At 42.7% G+C, this 16,664-nt stretch carries 16 protein-coding genes and 1 riboswitch; of the genes, 14 read left to right on the forward strand and 2 right to left on the reverse strand.

Going from position 1 to position 16,664, the window contains the following annotated elements; all coding sequences use genetic code 11:
* Nucleotides 1–115: 115 nt before the first annotated feature.
* Nucleotides 116–550 (reverse strand): Hsp20/alpha crystallin family protein, encoded by a 435-nt coding sequence (locus tag BN988_RS13240; protein ID WP_036577253.1) that lies wholly within the window; start codon nucleotides 548–550, stop codon nucleotides 116–118.
* Nucleotides 551–923: 373 nt separating this feature from the next.
* Here BN988_RS13240 and BN988_RS13245 point away from each other — a divergent pair, with 373 nt between their 5' ends.
* The 14 genes from BN988_RS13245 to purD all read left to right on the forward strand — a co-directional run bounded on the left by BN988_RS13245 (nucleotide 924) and on the right by purD (nucleotide 16,075).
* Nucleotides 924–1,547, forward strand: coding sequence for a DUF2179 domain-containing protein (locus BN988_RS13245; protein WP_390620610.1), 624 nt, complete (start codon nucleotides 924–926; stop codon nucleotides 1,545–1,547).
* Nucleotides 1,548–1,896: 349 nt separating this feature from the next.
* Entirely contained in the window at nucleotides 1,897–2,802 is a 906-nt protein-coding gene (locus BN988_RS13255; protein ID WP_051557941.1) for an SDR family oxidoreductase, read from the forward strand.
* A 201-nt stretch (nucleotides 2,803–3,003) separates the two neighbouring features.
* Nucleotides 3,004–3,103, forward strand: a riboswitch (purine riboswitch).
* A gap of 241 nt (nucleotides 3,104–3,344) precedes the next feature.
* Nucleotides 3,345–3,836, forward strand: a complete 492-nt coding sequence (purE, locus tag BN988_RS13260) for a 5-(carboxyamino)imidazole ribonucleotide mutase (protein ID WP_036577255.1) — start codon at nucleotides 3,345–3,347, stop codon at nucleotides 3,834–3,836.
* Entirely contained in the window at nucleotides 3,823–4,953 is a 1,131-nt protein-coding gene (gene purK, locus BN988_RS13265) for a 5-(carboxyamino)imidazole ribonucleotide synthase (RefSeq protein ID WP_390620605.1), read from the forward strand. The genes purE and purK overlap by 14 nt, the downstream gene beginning before the upstream one ends.
* Complete coding sequence (gene purB / locus BN988_RS13270) at nucleotides 4,950–6,254, forward strand: adenylosuccinate lyase (RefSeq protein WP_036577257.1); 1,305 nt, start codon at nucleotides 4,950–4,952, stop codon at nucleotides 6,252–6,254. The genes purK and purB overlap by 4 nt, the downstream gene beginning before the upstream one ends.
* 1 nt (nucleotide 6,255) lies before the next feature.
* Nucleotides 6,256–6,969 (forward strand): phosphoribosylaminoimidazolesuccinocarboxamide synthase, encoded by a 714-nt coding sequence (purC, locus tag BN988_RS13275; protein WP_036577258.1) that lies wholly within the window; start codon nucleotides 6,256–6,258, stop codon nucleotides 6,967–6,969.
* Complete coding sequence (gene purS / locus BN988_RS13280; protein WP_036577259.1) at nucleotides 6,966–7,217, forward strand: phosphoribosylformylglycinamidine synthase subunit PurS; 252 nt, start codon at nucleotides 6,966–6,968, stop codon at nucleotides 7,215–7,217. Before purC ends, purS begins: the two co-directional genes overlap by 4 nt.
* Nucleotides 7,214–7,897 carry a phosphoribosylformylglycinamidine synthase subunit PurQ gene (gene purQ, locus BN988_RS13285; protein ID WP_036577260.1) on the forward strand — a complete coding sequence of 228 codons (684 nt, stop codon included), beginning with the start codon at nucleotides 7,214–7,216 and terminating at the stop codon, nucleotides 7,895–7,897. Before purS ends, purQ begins: the two co-directional genes overlap by 4 nt.
* Complete coding sequence (gene purL, locus BN988_RS13290; RefSeq protein WP_036577261.1) at nucleotides 7,881–10,109, forward strand: phosphoribosylformylglycinamidine synthase subunit PurL; 2,229 nt, start codon at nucleotides 7,881–7,883, stop codon at nucleotides 10,107–10,109. Before purQ ends, purL begins: the two co-directional genes overlap by 17 nt.
* Nucleotides 10,085–11,494 (forward strand): amidophosphoribosyltransferase, encoded by a 1,410-nt coding sequence (gene purF, locus BN988_RS13295; protein WP_036577544.1) that lies wholly within the window; start codon nucleotides 10,085–10,087, stop codon nucleotides 11,492–11,494. The genes purL and purF overlap by 25 nt, the downstream gene beginning before the upstream one ends.
* 27 nt (nucleotides 11,495–11,521) lie before the next feature.
* Complete coding sequence (gene purM / locus BN988_RS13300; RefSeq protein WP_036577262.1) at nucleotides 11,522–12,538, forward strand: phosphoribosylformylglycinamidine cyclo-ligase; 1,017 nt, start codon at nucleotides 11,522–11,524, stop codon at nucleotides 12,536–12,538.
* Nucleotides 12,535–13,104 carry a phosphoribosylglycinamide formyltransferase gene (gene purN / locus BN988_RS13305; RefSeq protein ID WP_036577263.1) on the forward strand — a complete coding sequence of 190 codons (570 nt, stop codon included), beginning with the start codon at nucleotides 12,535–12,537 and terminating at the stop codon, nucleotides 13,102–13,104. Before purM ends, purN begins: the two co-directional genes overlap by 4 nt.
* Nucleotides 13,105–13,286: 182 nt before the next feature.
* Nucleotides 13,287–14,819: a bifunctional phosphoribosylaminoimidazolecarboxamide formyltransferase/IMP cyclohydrolase gene (gene purH, locus BN988_RS13310; protein ID WP_036577264.1), complete on the forward strand. Its 1,533-nt coding sequence runs from the start codon at nucleotides 13,287–13,289 to the stop codon at nucleotides 14,817–14,819.
* Between the two features lie 17 nt (nucleotides 14,820–14,836).
* Nucleotides 14,837–16,075 (forward strand): phosphoribosylamine--glycine ligase, encoded by a 1,239-nt coding sequence (purD, locus tag BN988_RS13315; RefSeq protein ID WP_036577265.1) that lies wholly within the window; start codon nucleotides 14,837–14,839, stop codon nucleotides 16,073–16,075.
* A 63-nt stretch (nucleotides 16,076–16,138) separates the two neighbouring features.
* Here the strand turns inward: purD and BN988_RS13320 are convergent, their stop codons facing one another.
* Complete coding sequence (locus BN988_RS13320) at nucleotides 16,139–16,633, reverse strand: hypothetical protein (RefSeq protein ID WP_231495240.1); 495 nt, start codon at nucleotides 16,631–16,633, stop codon at nucleotides 16,139–16,141.
* Nucleotides 16,634–16,664: the final 31 nt, after the last annotated feature.

Consider the following 16,664-nt stretch of genomic DNA (forward strand, 5'->3'; position numbering starts at 1 on the left):
TACATTTCCCTTTTTACATTATTAATAGGAAGTATATTTCAGTTCTTAAAAAAAGATTGGCTTTAACAAATTTCTAAGTATTGCCTTGATGTCTTATGAATAACACCACTACTCTTTATTCATCCTCCAATAACCTAACATTTACTCTTCGTTTATTGCTTGTTTCAGAAATGAGTCGGTGTAAACGAATATAGACGAGCCCATTGCGATAGGTTGCGGTTATTTTATCGGAACGTACTGGAAAAGGGAGTGAAATTTGCCGTTCAAAGGCGCCCTGCAGAATTTCTTCCTTTATAACTTGCCCGCCACCAAATTCAAGATCAATGACTCCTCTTAGTTCTAGCGTAGCCATGTCAGCATATATATCAATCTTCTCCAAATCATGTAACCCAGGAATATTTAAAACACAGAAAAGCTCATGTTCTGTTTGGTAAAGGTTAATTTGTGGAATGTTAGGTTTAATGATACCTTCAAATTCATCCCAAAAATTATCACCAAAAAATTGATCCATGTTTTTTTTCCAATCACCCATCTGTTTAAAAGGGTCCATTATTTCACCTCGCCATACACTTTTTCTGTATCATATGCCCAGAATAAAATGGGGTGCAGATAAAGTGAAACTTCAACTAGTGGGGTGCCCCACTGATTGTTAGTTGAACAAATCGGTAAAAAATGGTACTGAACTAACCTGATCATTTCATATCATCTAGAAATCATGTATTCTAGATGATATGAAATAGATATATTTTTGTTGTACATTAGGAAGTTTAAAATTTCAGCAAGGAAGCAAAGTCGACGCAGTTGAAATTTTAAGGTGCCAAGTATAAGAAAAACGTACACATTCTCTAAAGGGACAGCGAATGCGAGTTTTTCTAATAGGAACTTAGATTTAGGAGGTTTTTATATTGTCAAATAGTGCACTTATGATGGTCGCTATTATTTTAGTGATCAATATTGTGTATGTCTCGTTATCTACGGTCAGGATGATACTTACGCTTAAGGGAAGAAGATATATTGCTGCTTTTGTAAGCATGTTTGAAATTGTTATATATGTACTCGGTCTAGGGCTAGTACTTGATAACTTAGATGCAATCCAGAATTTAATTGCCTATGCAATTGGTTTTGGGATCGGGGTAGTGGTCGGATCGAAAATTGAAGAAAAACTGGCCCTTGGTTACATTACAGTCAACGTAATTTCCTCGAACCCAGATATTGAATTTACTAGGAAGCTAAGAGACAAAGGCTACGGTGTTACGAGCTGGTTTGCCTATGGGATGGATGGCGACCGTCTATCCATGCAAATCCTAACACCAAGAAAATACGAATTACGTTTGTATGAGACCATTAAAGAAATTGATCCAAAAGCATTTATTATTGCTTATGAACCAAAGCAAATTCATGGTGGTTTCTGGGTGAAGCAAGTACGTAAAAGTCGGCTGGCCAACCCTAAAAAAGCTGCCGAAGCAGCAAGAACTGGCGGGCCGATTGTACCACCAGTACAGGCCAAACCAACTCCACCTAAAAATACACCAAACAACAACGAGTGAGCCTAATACTGGCTCACTTTTTTATGATCCAGTGTAGTGAGATCCCTAAACTGATTGATAGAGGAGCGGAAGTGATTGATAGGAAAGGAGAAGAGGTTGATAGGAGGGCCGAAGTGATTGATAGGAGGGCCGAAGTGATTGATAGGAGGGCCGAAGTGATTGATAGGACAGCCAAACTGGTCGATAGGGGCTCCGAACTGATTGATAAAATCGCCAAACTAGTCGATAGAAACTCCCCCTCTCCTGATACAAAGACCTTGCCCCCCCATACTCGAATTCAATCATCATGATGAACAAAAGCCCAGCTCGCGGAATAGGCTGATTGCATGCATGGAAAAGTTGAAGGAGGATGAACATGACTTATTACCCGAACCAAGGCATCGATCCAGAGGAGCTGCCGACACAATTTCCACCACAGCATCAACCACAACAGCCTGGGATTGAATCGTTAATGACGCCAAGACCAATTATTGAAAATCCAGGTTACAGAGGGTCTGGAAAATTAGAGAATAAGGTAGCAATTATTACAGGTGGGGACAGTGGAATTGGCGCAGCAACTGCTATCGCTTTTGCTAAAGAAGGGGCAGATATTGTTATTGCCTATTATTATGCTTATGAAGATGGGGATGCCTATCGTACGAAACAGCGAATCGAAGAGTTGGGCAGGACCTGCATACCTATCGTTGGGGATTTGCGAGAAGAGGATCACTGCAGGCATGTGGTGGAAGAGACAATGCGTTACTTTGGCAAGATTAACGTCCTTGTGAACAACCATGGAGTCCAATTTCCTCAACCAGGATTGGAAGATATAACACAGGAACAGATGAAAGCAACTTTTGAAACGAACATTTATGCCTTCTTTTATTTAACAAAAGCAGCTCTTCCTTTTCTTGAAAGTGGCAGCGCAATAGTTAATACCTCCTCTATTACCTCATATGAGGGGCAAGAGCAACTGATTGATTACTCTGCGACGAAAGGGGCAATTGTAGCCTTTACCCGTTCGCTTTCCCAAAATATTGTAGGAAAAGGAATCCGTGTAAATGCCGTCGCACCAGGGCCGATTTGGACGCCGCTCATTCCAGCGAGCTTCTCTGCTGAGTATATCGCAACTAAATTTGGCAAGGATGTTCCAATGAAACGTGCCGGTCAGCCATTCGAGCTTGCTCCTGCGTATGTCTACTTAGCCTCTGATGATTCTTCCTATGTAACTGGCCAGGTGATCCACGTAAATGGCGGCGCGCCAGTAAGTTCCTAGAAATTGTGGCGATATAAATCATATTAAAATAATAATTTCCGTAACAACAATTACGCTTAGTTGCTTCTATGCATTATTCTATGAATACCAATCTACTTGATAGCTTCAACCTTAATCAAAAACCGAACATTAACTAAAATTAACAAACCAACGTTCGAAAACTATATTGACACACCACGTAGGATTTTGTTATGCTAAATGCAACAATTAAATACGGAACCTCATATATTTCTGAAGATATGGTTTGGAAGTCTCTACCCGGCGCCGTAAATGCTGGACTATGAGGGGAGATGAATCGTTACAAGCGTAATGATCTGTTTTCATGTATCAAAGGGGTAAGTCTATTCATCTTCTCTCAAATCGAGGGATAAGAATGGACTTTTTTTATTTCACGTTAGGAAAGTATAAAATTTCAGCTAGGAAGCAATGTCGACGTAGTTAAAATTTTGAAGTCCCAAGTATAAGAAAAACTTATACATTCTCTAGAAGACGAGCGAATGCGAGTTTTTCTAACATATAAGTCAGAGAAAGAGGGTTTTTATATGGCAATGGTTGGTGTAATCATGGGAAGTATCTCAGACTGGGAAACATTAAAGCATACATGTGACGTGTTGGAGGAGTTACAAATTCCTTACGAAAAGGACGTCATATCTGCACATCGTTCGCCTGATGAAATGTTTCGTTATGCAAAAGAGGCACGGAATAAAGGGTTAAAGGTTATTATTGCAGGAGCTGGTGGTGCTGCTCATCTTCCGGGGATGGTTGCATCGCAAACGACTCTTCCAGTAATCGGAATCCCTGTTGAATCGAAGGCTTTGAATGGATTGGATTCCTTACTTTCTATTGTCCAAATGCCCGGTGGTGTCCCAACCGCAACAGTAGCGATTGGGAAAGCAGGTGCGACGAATGCAGGTATTTTGGCAGCACAAATAATTGGAACTGTTGATGACTATGTGGCTGCAAAGCTTGATACCTACCGAGAAAAAATGCATGATAAAGTATTGGAAATGAGGGATGAACTTGCAAAATATTAAACAGATCCTTCCTCCCCAAACCATTGGAATAATCGGCGGCGGACAGCTGGGCAGAATGATGGCCATTGCGGCACGCTATATGGGATACCAAATTATCGTCCTTGACCCTAAACCAAACTGCCCAACTGCACAGGTGGCAGATGAACAGATTACAGCGGCTTATGATGATATGGACGCAGTAAAGCTGCTTGCAGAAAAAACAGATGTGATTACATATGAATTTGAAAATGTAGATTTAGAAGCGGCAGTTTATTTGCAAGAGCATGGGAAGCTTCCACAGGGTTCCTTGGCACTGGAAATTACTCAAAACCGCGAAAAAGAAAAACAAATGATGAGAGCAGCAGACTTGAATGTACCAGCATTTGCCATCGTAACGGACGGTGCCACTTGTAAAGCTGCTTTGGAGAATATTTCCTTACCAGCCGTGATAAAAACATGCAGTGGTGGCTATGATGGAAAAGGACAGTTAAAAATTAACACAACAGAGGACATCGACCAAGTGGCTGACTTTGCTACAAAACATGGGCACTGTATTATCGAACAATGGATAACATTTGATAAGGAAATTTCTGTGGTATTTACTAGATCACAGTCTGGAGAAATGACGACATTTCCAATTGCCGAGAACGAACATCGCGACCATATTTTATATAAAACAACTGTTCCAGCAAGGGTTAATGAGACAGTTGAAAAAAAGGCGTATGAGGCAGTAATCGCATTGGCAGAAAAAATGGAGATTGTCGGTACCTTTGCAGTCGAAATGTTTGTTAAGGAAAATGCCATTTATTTAAATGAGATGGCGCCACGACCGCATAACTCAGGACATTATACCATTGAAGCATGCACGATTTCCCAGTTTGGCCAACATATTCGAGCAATTTGTGGATTGCCACTTACACCAGTTAGCTTGCACCAGCCGGCAGTGATGGTTAATATTCTTGGTGAGGAACTGGATCAGATCCAGCAGGCGATGACCCGGAGTGGGGCTGGATTTGTTCATTTATATGGAAAAGACGAAGCCAAAACGAAGCGAAAAATGGGGCATGTCACCTTCATTGCAGAAACAATCGCAGAAATAGAAGAAACCTTACAACAATTTGAGGAGGCAAAACGATGATTGAACGTTACACCAGAGAAGAAATGGGTTCCATTTGGACAGAGGAAAATAAATTTAAGGCATGGCTTGAAGTAGAGATCCTTGCGTGTGAAGCATGGAGTGAACTAGGTGTTATTCCAGCTGAGGATGTGAAGAAGCTCCGCGAAAATGCCTCTTTCGACATGGAGCGTATTTACGAAATTGAACAGGAGACAAGGCATGATGTGGTTGCCTTTACAAGAGCTGTATCGGAAACACTTGGCGAGGAACGGAAATGGGTCCATTATGGCCTAACCTCTACAGATGTGGTAGATACGGCACTTTCCTATTTAATTAAACAAGCGAATGAAATTCTACGCAAAGATTTAACAGCGTTTGTGGAGATTTTGAAAAACAAAGCATTAGAGCACAAGCATACCGTTATGATGGGGCGCACACATGGTGTACATGCTGAACCTACGACATTCGGATTGAAGTTAGCCCTATGGTATGAGGAGATGAAACGTAACCTAGAACGTTTTGAAGCAGCTGCTAAAGGAGTCGAGTTTGGAAAGCTTTCTGGAGCAGTTGGAACATACGCCAACATTGATCCTTTTGTGGAAACATATGTATGCGAAAAGCTGGGCCTCTCTCCAGCACCTGTTTCAACCCAAACATTGCAAAGGGACCGACATGCAGCATACGTATCGGCACTGGCACTCGTGGCGACGTCTATTGAAAAATTCGCTACTGAAATCCGCGGCTTACAAAAAACGGAGACCCGTGAAGTGGAGGAGTTCTTTGCCAAGGGACAAAAAGGTTCATCTGCTATGCCTCATAAACGAAACCCAATTGGATCAGAGAATATGACAGGGATGGCACGCGTTATTCGTGGCTATATGATGACAGCCTATGAAAATGTATCGCTATGGCATGAACGTGATATCTCGCACTCCTCTGCAGAGCGTGTCATTTTACCAGATGCCACGATTGCACTTAATTACATGCTGAATCGTTTTTCCAGGATTGTAAAGAACTTAACAGTATTTCCAGAGAACATGAAGCGGAATATAGATCGTACGTATGGCGTTATTTTCTCGCAGCGTGTGTTATTAACCCTGATCGATAAAGGCATGGCCAGAGAGGCTGCCTATGATATTGTGCAACCAAAGGCAATGCAAGCATGGGAGACTGCGACACCTTTCAGACAGCTAATTGAGCAAGATGAGCAGATTACAAGCAAATTAAGCAATGAAGAAATCGATGAATGCTTCGACTACACGTATCACTTGAAAAATGTAGATCACATCTTTACCAAAATTGGCTTAACAAGAGGTGAATAAATTGAAAAGCTCCTTGCTGTATGAAGGAAAGGCAAAAAAGATTTATCAAGCCGAAGGAAGGAATGGGCAGCTCGTGCTGTCCTACAAAAATGACGCCACTGCATTTAATGGAGAAAAGAAAGCTACTTTTACTGGGAAGGGCAGATTAAACAATGAAATTTCTGCCCGGATCTTTCCTTTTCTACATGATCAGGGAATTGAAACACATTTTATTGAACGCCTAAATGAGACGGAACAACTTGTGCAGCAAACAGAAATCATTCCACTAGAGGTAGTGGTGCGAAATCTAGCAACAGGAAGTATTACCAAAAGACTTGGTATTAAGGAAAAAACTATTTTTGATCCACCGATCTTGGAACTGTTCTATAAAGACGATGACCTTGGTGACCCACTTATTAATGAAGAACATGCCCTGTTTCTAAGTGACGTCACCCCATCTGAATTACAAGAAATTAAACGCAAAGCGTTGGAGATTAACAAGCAGCTAACAAAGCTATTCGCAGCAATCGATATTACATTGGTAGATTTCAAGTTAGAGTTTGGTAGATTAGCAAGCGGATGTATCATCCTTGCTGACGAGATTTCTCCAGACACGTGCAGGCTGTGGGATATCACAACAGAGGAAAAACTAGATAAGGATGTTTTTCGTCAAGGTACAGGAGATTTACTGGAAGTCTATGAAGAGATCTTAAAACGACTGGAGGCAAATCAATGAAAAACGTTATCGTGAATGTAACCTTGAAATCAGGTGTGTTAGATCCGCAAGGGAAAGCAATTCAAGAATCACTAAATTCGCTTGGCTACAAGGAAGTTCAGCAGGCGAGGGTAGGTAAATCAATTGAACTGCAGGTTGAGGAAGGCCCTGATTTAGAAGAGCGTGTCAAAGAGATGTGTGATAAGTTATTGGCAAACCCGGTAATCGAAGAATACAGCTTTGTGGTGGAGGAGGCCGTTCGCTCGTGAAATTCGCGGTAATTGTTTTTCCTGGTTCCAACTGTGATCGTGATATGTACCATGCTGTAAAGGAAGTACTTAAAGAGGAGGCAGATTTGGTCTGGTATCAATCTGCTAATCTCGAAGACTATGAGGCTATTCTTTTGCCTGGTGGGTTCTCATACGGAGACTACCTTCGTTCAGGTGCCGTTGCTGCAACCTCTGAGATTATGCAACAAATTAAAGCACATGCCTCAAAAGGAAAGCCTGTACTTGGGGTATGCAATGGATTTCAAATCCTATTGGAGGCAGGCCTTTTACCAGGCGCTATGCAGCGTAATAAAAATCTTGCCTTCATGTGTCATCAGGAGCCGTTAGTAGTCGAAAACAACGAGACACTATTTACGTCCCTTTATGAGCAAGGTGAGGTTGTGCAATTCCCAATTGCCCATGGGGAAGGGAATTATTTCTGCGATGAAGAGACATTAGAAAAATTAAAGGCAAATAAGCAAATCGTTTTTACATATCGAAACAATCCGAACGGCTCTGTAGCAGATATCGCTGGGATTAGGAATGAGGAAGGCAATGTCCTTGGCATGATGCCACATCCTGAGCGTGCTGTTGAAGCATTATTAGGCAGTGCCGATGGCGTGAAGTTATTTCAATCCGTAGTAAAAAATTGGAGGGAATCCTATGTTGCAAACACATGATATACATCCAGAGCAGATCGAACGCGACAAGCTGTATCAAGAAATGGGTTTAAGTGACAAGGAATACGACCTCGTGAAAGATATCTTAAAGCGTCGCCCTAATTTTACCGAAACAGGGATATTCTCTGTAATGTGGTCTGAGCATTGTAGCTATAAAACCTCCAAGCCATTGTTAAAGAAGTTTCCTGTTAAAGGGCCACATGTAATTCAAGGACCTGGAGAAGGTGCTGGAATTATTGATATTGGGGACAATCAAGCTGTTGTATTTAAAATCGAAAGCCATAATCATCCGTCAGCAGTAGAGCCATATCAAGGAGCTGCTACAGGTGTCGGGGGGATTATTCGTGATGTGTTTTCCATGGGCGCACGTCCTATTGCGCTAATGAACTCTCTTAGATTTGGAAACTTAACAACAGATCGTGTGAAGTACCTATTTACAGAGGTAGTGAATGGAATTGCCGGTTACGGAAACTGTGTAGGGGTTCCGACAGTAGGCGGAGAAGTTCAATTTGATGAAAGTTATGAAGGCAATCCATTAGTAAATGCCATGTGTGTAGGATTAATCAATCATGATGAGATCCAAAAAGGGATTGCAGCTGGAATTGGCAATACAGTACTCTATGCTGGCGCACCTACAGGTCGTGATGGAATTCACGGGGCAACATTTGCTTCTGACGATCTTGGTGAAGATGCTGCCAAGGATCGACCAGCAGTACAGGTTGGCGATCCATTTATGGAAAAATTATTAATTGAGGCATGTCTCGAAGTTATTCATTCTGATGCGCTTGTTGGCATGCAGGATATGGGGGCTGCTGGACTTACTTCATCTGCTAGTGAAATGGCGAGTAAAGCAGGAACGGGAATGGAAATGAATTTAGACAATGTACCACAGCGTGAGCAGAACATGAATGCTTATGAAATGATGCTTTCTGAATCACAGGAAAGAATGCTCATGGTTGTTAAAAAAGGCCGAGAGCAGGAAATTATCGATGTGTTTGAAAAGTACGGTCTCCAAGCTGTCGCAGTAGGCCAAGTAATTGAAGAAAAAGTTTTCCGTATTAAACAGCACGGAGAAGTAATGGCAGACATACCAGTGGATGCTTTAGCTGATGAAGCACCTGTCTACCATATGCCATCAGAGGAAGCGGATTATTACAAGGATTTTCAGAATAGTGGCACACCTGAGGTAGTTGTAGAAGACCATGCCGGCATGCTGAAACAGCTGTTGCAGCAGCCTACGCTAGCTAGCAAGGAATGGGTCTATGACCAATATGATTCCATGGTCCAGACGAATACAGTGGTCACACCTGGGTCTGACTCAGCAGTTGTTCGGATTAAAGGAACAAACAAGGCACTGGCAATCACAACCGACTGTAATTCACGCTACATTTATTTGGATCCTGAGGTCGGCGGAAAAATTGCCGTAGCAGAAGCGGCACGTAATATTGTTTGCTCTGGAGCAAGGCCACTCGGCTTAACCGATGGATTGAACTTTGGTAACCCAACGAATCCGCAAACCTTCTGGCAAATGGAAAAAAGTGTCGATGGCATGAGCGAAGCATGTACCGCCCTTCGTACACCTGTCATAAGTGGCAATGTCTCCTTATACAATCAATCACAAGGAAAGTCGATTTTCCCAACGCCTATCGTTGGTATGGTTGGATTGCATGAGTCGTTAGAACATATTACACCAAGCCACTTTCAAGCAGCTGGCGATGTCATTTATGTTATTGGCGAAACGGCTCCGGAATTTGGCGGCAGTGAGTTGCAAAATGTCGTGCACGGTAAATACGAAGGAATAGCACCAGAAATTGACCTAGAGGTAGAAGCCAAAAGGCAGCAACAAATTCTTCAAGCAATACAAGCTGGCTTAGTAGAATCCGCACATGACGTTTCTGAAGGCGGTCTATCAGTAGGATTGGCTGAGAGTGTATTTAATGGAGCGGGACTGGGAGTGGACGCAACATTTTCTGGCGATGCAACGGCAATCCTTTTCAGTGAAACTCAATCACGTTTTATTATTTCAGTAAAAGAAGAGAAGAAAGCACAATTCGAAAAAACAGTCGAAGATGCAACACAGGTTGGAATCGTAACAGAGGATGCAACTTTCCGAATTCAGATTAATGGTGCGCAAGTCATTGAGGAAAAAACAGAAGAGCTACACCAACTTTGGAAGGGAGCTATTCCATGCTTGCTGAAATCAAAGGCATAAACGAGGAATGTGGCGTATTTGGAATTTGGGGTCATGAAAAGGCAGCTGAGCTTACTTATTATGGATTGCACTCCATGCAGCATCGTGGCCAGGAAGGCGCAGGAATTGTATCCAGCGATGGTGTCGAACTAAAGCCATACAAAGGACTTGGATTAGTTAATGATGTATTTAAGCACGCAGATTTCGATGAGCTATCCGGAAAAGTAGCAGTGGGTCATGTACGTTATTCTACCCAAGGTGGAAAAGTAATTGAGAACGTCCAACCATTACTGTTTCGCGCTCAAGCGGGCAGCATGGCGCTTGCACATAACGGAAACATTATGAACGCTCATAAATTGCGGGGTGAGCTAGAGGAAGAAGGCAGCATTTTTCAAACGTCTTCTGATACAGAAGTACTTGCACATTTAATTAAACGCAGTGGCAACGAAATTTCCGAAAAAACGATCGCAAATGCCCTTAATAAGGTCGTCGGTGCTTATGCCTACATTATTTTGAAGGAAGATAAAATGTTTGTAGCACTTGATCCGAGCGGGATTCGTCCATTGTCCATTGGGAAATTAGGGGAGGCCTATGTAGTTGCTTCAGAAACCTGTGCGTTTGACCAAATAGGGGCAACCTTTGAACGGGAAGTGTTACCAGGTGAGCTTATTACCATTAGTGATGAAGGATTAAGCTCCACCCGATTTGCCATGCGCGAGCAACGCAAGATGTGTGCAATGGAGTATGTCTATCTCTCCAGACCTGATAGTGATGTGAATTTAGTTAATATCCATGCCTCTCGGAAAAGGATGGGTATTGAACTTGCTAAAGAAGCACCTACAGAAGCAGACATGGTAATTGGGGTACCTGACTCCAGCATATCAGCAGCAATTGGTTATGCAGAACAAAGTGGCTTACCTTACGAAATGGGAATTATTAAAAATCGCTATGTTGGCCGTACCTTTATTCAGCCCTCCCAAGAGTTACGTGAACTTGGGGTGAAGATGAAGCTTTCTCCTGTCCGTGGAATTGTGGAAGGAAAGCGGATTGTCATGATTGATGATTCGATTGTGAGAGGCACGACAAGCCGAAGAATTGTGCAAATGCTCAAGAAAGCTGGAGCAAAAGAGGTTCATGTGCGCATTGCTTCCCCATCGATTCAGCATCCATGCTATTACGGGATTGATATGTCGACACGGAAAGAATTGATCGCTGCTAATTATACGCTTGAGGGAATTTGTGAACAGATCGGTGCTGACAGTATAGCTTATTTGTCTGAAGCAGGTCTTGAAAAGGCAATCGTGAAAGACAAAACATTAAACCAAGGCATTTGTACTGCCTGCATGACCGGTAAATACCCAGTGAAAGAAGATGGACAAAAAGAGGTTGTGTTTACAAGCTGTTAAGGAAGACAAAAAAGGAGTGGCCAAACCATGTCAGAAGTATACAAAAATGCCGGAGTAGATGTGGAAAAGGGATATGAGGCAGTAGAAAGAATGCAAAAGCATATAGCAAAAACGACTCGTCCAGAAGTACTTGGGGGAATTGGTTCATTCGCTGGTTTGTTTGAACTGACATCTTTTCAATTTAAAGAACCAGTTATGGTTTCCGGTACAGATGGTGTTGGCACGAAACTTAAGCTTGCCTTTGACCTAAACAGACATGATTCTGTTGGAATAGACCTTGTTGCGATGTGTGTGAATGATATTGTTGCTCAAGGTGCTCAGCCGCTTTTCTTTTTAGATTACATTGCATGTGGCAAAAACGACCCCGAAATGATTGAGCAAATCGTCGCAGGGATCTCCCAAGGTTGTGTGGATTCAGGTGCAGCACTAATTGGTGGTGAAACAGCGGAGATGCCTGGCATGTATGATCCATCGGAATACGATCTTGCAGGATTTGTGGTAGGGATTGCGGAAAAAGATAAACTGGTTACAGGTGAAGCGATTGCGGAAGGGGATTTCGTTATCGGGCTCCCATCAAGCGGCATTCACTCAAATGGGTATTCGCTCGTTCGCCAAATCGTAGCTGATCTGGATTTGGAGGAAAGCTACGATTTGCAGAAACCACTTGGTGAGGTGCTGTTAACACCGACAAAAATTTACGCCAAAACTGTTACAAAGGTAGTTGAAAAGTATACGGTCAAAGGAATATCCCATATAACGGGTGGTGGTTTTTATGAAAATCTTCCACGCATGTTGCCAAACGGACTCGGCGTCCAGATTGACTCCAATAGCTGGGATGTACCTGAAATTTTCTCCTTTTTGCAAAAACAGGGGAATATTGCAAAAGAGGAAATGTACGGTGTCTTTAATATGGGAATAGGTATGGCGCTTGTTGTAAATCGTGAAGATGCGGAGCGGGTTATAGCAGAACTTCTCCAAAATGGCGAAGAAGCTTCGATAATCGGAACCGTTGTGCCAAATGAAGGAGTGCACTTTAGCTCATGAAGAAAACCAAAGCCGCTGTGTTCGCATCAGGAACAGGGAGCAACTTTCAGGCGATAATGGAAGCCGATGATCTGCCAATTGAAGTTGCCTTGCTCGTTTGTGATAAGCCTGGTGCCACAGTAATAAAAAAGGGAGAGCAATTTGATGTACCGGTCCTTAATTTTGAACCTAAAGCATATGCGTCGAAAGCTATCTATGAGCAAAAGCTAATTGAGGAGTTAGATAAGGCTGGTGTCGAGTGGATTTTCCTTGCAGGCTATATGCGCATTGTGGGAACAGATCTTCTTGGAGCTTTTGAAGGAAGAATAGTCAACATCCATCCGTCATTACTCCCGGCATTTCCGGGCAAGAATGCGATTGGACAAGCGCATCAGGCAGGAGTCGATACGACAGGGGTAACAGTCCATTTTATCGATGAAGGCATTGACACGGGGCCAATTATTGCCCAGGAATCCGTTGAACTTTTCCCGGAGGATACGGAAGAGATGCTCAAGAAACGTATCCAACAAGTAGAACACAATCTTTACCCTGCCGTCATCCGCCAGCTGTTAGACCAAAATACATAAAGTAAAACTTCAATCAGTGGGAGTTTTCGTTCTTCCCTCACTGATTGTTAGTTGAACGAATCGGGGTGTTAGCGTCCGTTTACTCCCACTTAAAACTTCACGGTTTCACTTCATGTTTGAAGTGGGAGTTTTACGGACGGTTGCACCGGGATAATATAACCAAAATGAAATGAGGGGAAAAAATGAAGAAACAAGCTTTAATCAGTGTTTCCGATAAAACAAACATCACCACATTTGCTCAAGGGCTCGTTGACCTTGATTACGACATCCTATCAACTGGAGGAACGTTAAAGGCATTAAAAGAAGCAGACATTCCTGCGAAAGCAGTGGATGAAGTAACTGGATTTCCAGAAATTTTGGGTGGGCGTGTGAAAACATTACATCCCTTTATTCATGGTGGACTACTGGCAAAACGCTCTAATGCAGATCATATGAATCAGTTAGAAGAAAACAACATTGCGCCAATTGATATGGTTGTTGTAAACCTATATCCTTTCAAACAAACGTTACAAAAAGAAGGCGTATCAGGTGACGAAATTATTGAGAACATTGATATTGGTGGTCCAACAATGCTTCGGGCAGCGGCTAAGAATTTTGCAGACGTTGCAGTGGTTGTAAATCCTTCTGACTATGAAACAGTAATTGAAGGGCTACGTGCAGATTCTTTTGGGAAAGCAGAGCGTAAAAAACTAGCAGCTAAAGTTTTCCAGCACACAGCAAATTATGATGCGATGATTGCGCGTTATTTTTCTGAAGAAACGGAAGAAGCTTTTCCTGAAACATATACTGTTACATATGAGAAGGTACAATCCCTTCGTTATGGAGAAAACCCGCACCAGCAGGCGGCATTTTACCAAAACCCGCTTCACAAAGGGTGGAGCCTTGCTGCTGCAACACAATTACACGGCAAGGAACTTTCCTTTAACAATATTCAGGATGCCAATGCAGCACTTGAAATCCTGTCTGAATACAAAGAGCCTACTGCTGTTGCAGTAAAACATATGAACCCATGTGGAATTGGCGTTTCAGATAACCTGTCGTCTGCATTTGCAAAAGCATATGAAGCAGATCCTATTTCCATTTTTGGTGGCATTGTCGCAGTAAATAGCGAAGTAGACGCGGAGACCGCTAAACAGCTGAGCGAAATCTTCCTTGAGATTGTAATTGCACCAGGCTTTACGGACGAAGCAATGGAAATATTGACACAGAAGAAAAACATCCGCCTACTTGATCTTCCGATGCAAGATGGGGATAGCGGCTACCACAAGCTGACAACAGTAAAAGGTGGAATGCTTGTACAAGACAATGATGCTGGGGAAGTGGCAAAAGACGCATTAACATTCCCTACAAAACGTCAGCCGAGCGACAAAGAACTTACAAATTTAATGTTTGCATGGAAAGCTGTTAAGCATGTGAAATCAAACGCGATCGTTTTAGCAAAAGACAACCAGACAGTTGGGGTTGGTGCTGGTCAGATGAATCGGATCGGTTCCGCTCAAATTGCAATCACACAAGCTGGTGACAAGGCTAACGGAGCAGTACTCGCATCGGATGCATTTTTCCCAATGCGAGATACGGTGGAAGCAGCCGTAGCAGCAGGCGTAACAGCAATTATTCAACCAGGTGGCTCAAAGCGTGACCAGGACTCCATCGATGTATGTGATGAGCATGGCATTGCCATGGTTTATACAGGAATGCGCCATTTCAAACATTAAGGAAGGGATGCGAAGGGATGAATATTCTCGTAATCGGCCGCGGTGGACGCGAGCACAGCATTGTGATGAAGCTTGCGGAAAGTGAGCGTATTTCTACAATTTATGCTGCTCCCGGCAATGCTGGAATGCAGCAGGCAGAGTGTGTCGGAATTGACGAAATGGACATCGAGGCACTTGTTGCGTTTGCTAAAGAAGAGCAGATTGATCTAACGATAGTTGGACCGGAAAACCCACTGAATGAAGAGATTGCTAACCGTTTTATCGAAGCTGGCCTGCAGGTGTTTGCACCACAAAAAGCTGCAGCATTGCTTGAGGGTAGTAAAAGCTTTGCCAAAGAATTTATGAACAAATATGCTGTGCCAACAGCGGCTTATGCTACATTCACCTCAGCCGACAAGGCAAAAGAGTATATTGAAAAACAAGGCGCCCCCATTGTGGTCAAAGCGGACGGATTGGCAGCTGGTAAAGGGGTTATCGTAGCTGAAACGAAAGAGCAAGCATTGGCTGCGGTGGACGAAATCCTAGTAGAGAAAGCTTTCTCGGATGCCGGGGCAAAAATTGTGGTGGAAGAGTTTTTATCCGGAAAAGAATTTTCTTTAATGGCATTTGTTCATGAACATAATGTTTATCCAATGGTACCGGCTCGTGACCATAAGCGCGCATTTGATAATGACGAAGGACCAAACACAGGCGGGATGGGTGCTTTTTCACCAGTTCCTGATGTTACCGAAGATCATCTTGATTTTGCAATGAAAGAAATCCTGCAAAAAACGGCTGATGGCATGATGGAAGAAGACCGACCTTTTACAGGCATTCTTTACGCTGGGCTGATGATGACAGAAGACGGCCCAAAGGTCATTGAATTTAATACCCGATTCGGTGACCCGGAAACGCAGGTCGTTTTACCACTGCTGAAAAATGATTTAGACCAAGTGATCCTTGATGTAATGGATGGCAAAGATCCTGAACTGGAGTGGGATGACAGTGCATGTGTTGGGGTAGTTCTGGCCTCTCAAGGATATCCAGGCTCCTATGCCAAGGGAGTAGAGACTCCGGAATTGAATGAAGCGGATACGTATATCGTACACGCAGGTACTAAACTGGTGGATGGCAACCTTGTATCTGACGGCGGTCGAGTGCTGCTTGTCGGGGCTAAAGAAAATAGTTTTGAATTGGCTCGTGAGAAGGTGTATGAAGCCCTCAACCAAGTCGAGAATGGTAAGGAATATTTTTATAGAACGGATATAGGGAAATAGGGAAAAGCTTGAGGGCATCTAGGTGTCCTCGAAGCTTTTTTGGTAATTTTAACATTTGCATGGTTAATCTGTAGAAAATATTACGTCACCTAAATGTTTAGGTTCCTTATTTGTAACTCTCATTTCAACTGCTGGAACTGCCTCAATAGAAAGAAATGAATCCTCAAGTTCTAATACAACAGCAGATAGAATTACCCTATTACTATAAATAGATCCGTATCCAATTACTTCTTTTATTAGATTATGCTCAATGGAAAAACTCGAACTACTTATAATATGTTTTTGATATGTATGTCGTTGATGTGGATCTTCTAGTTCATATTCAAGTGGTTCTGGTGTTTCTTGTTCCTCAGATAGCAAATAATCGTCCCCTGCGTCGTCCTCAGTCCAGCCTATTTTCCAGTATTTTTTGTCGGTGTTTTTCCGAATGTATAATATTGGTTCAGTTACGTGAAGGATAATTTCTTTATTATAAAGGGTTGTATGAAACAAGTTTGCAAAAATTCCTTCTAGTAAGTAACCTTTGGCGTTCATCAGTCTCTCCCATACTTGTTCCAACCAGACTACCCCTTTCTTAGCCTCCGTTAAA

The organism is Oceanobacillus picturae (assembly GCF_000612865.1).
In the GTDB taxonomy this organism is placed as follows: Bacteria; Bacillota; Bacilli; order Bacillales; family Amphibacillaceae; genus Oceanobacillus_B; species Oceanobacillus_B jordanicus.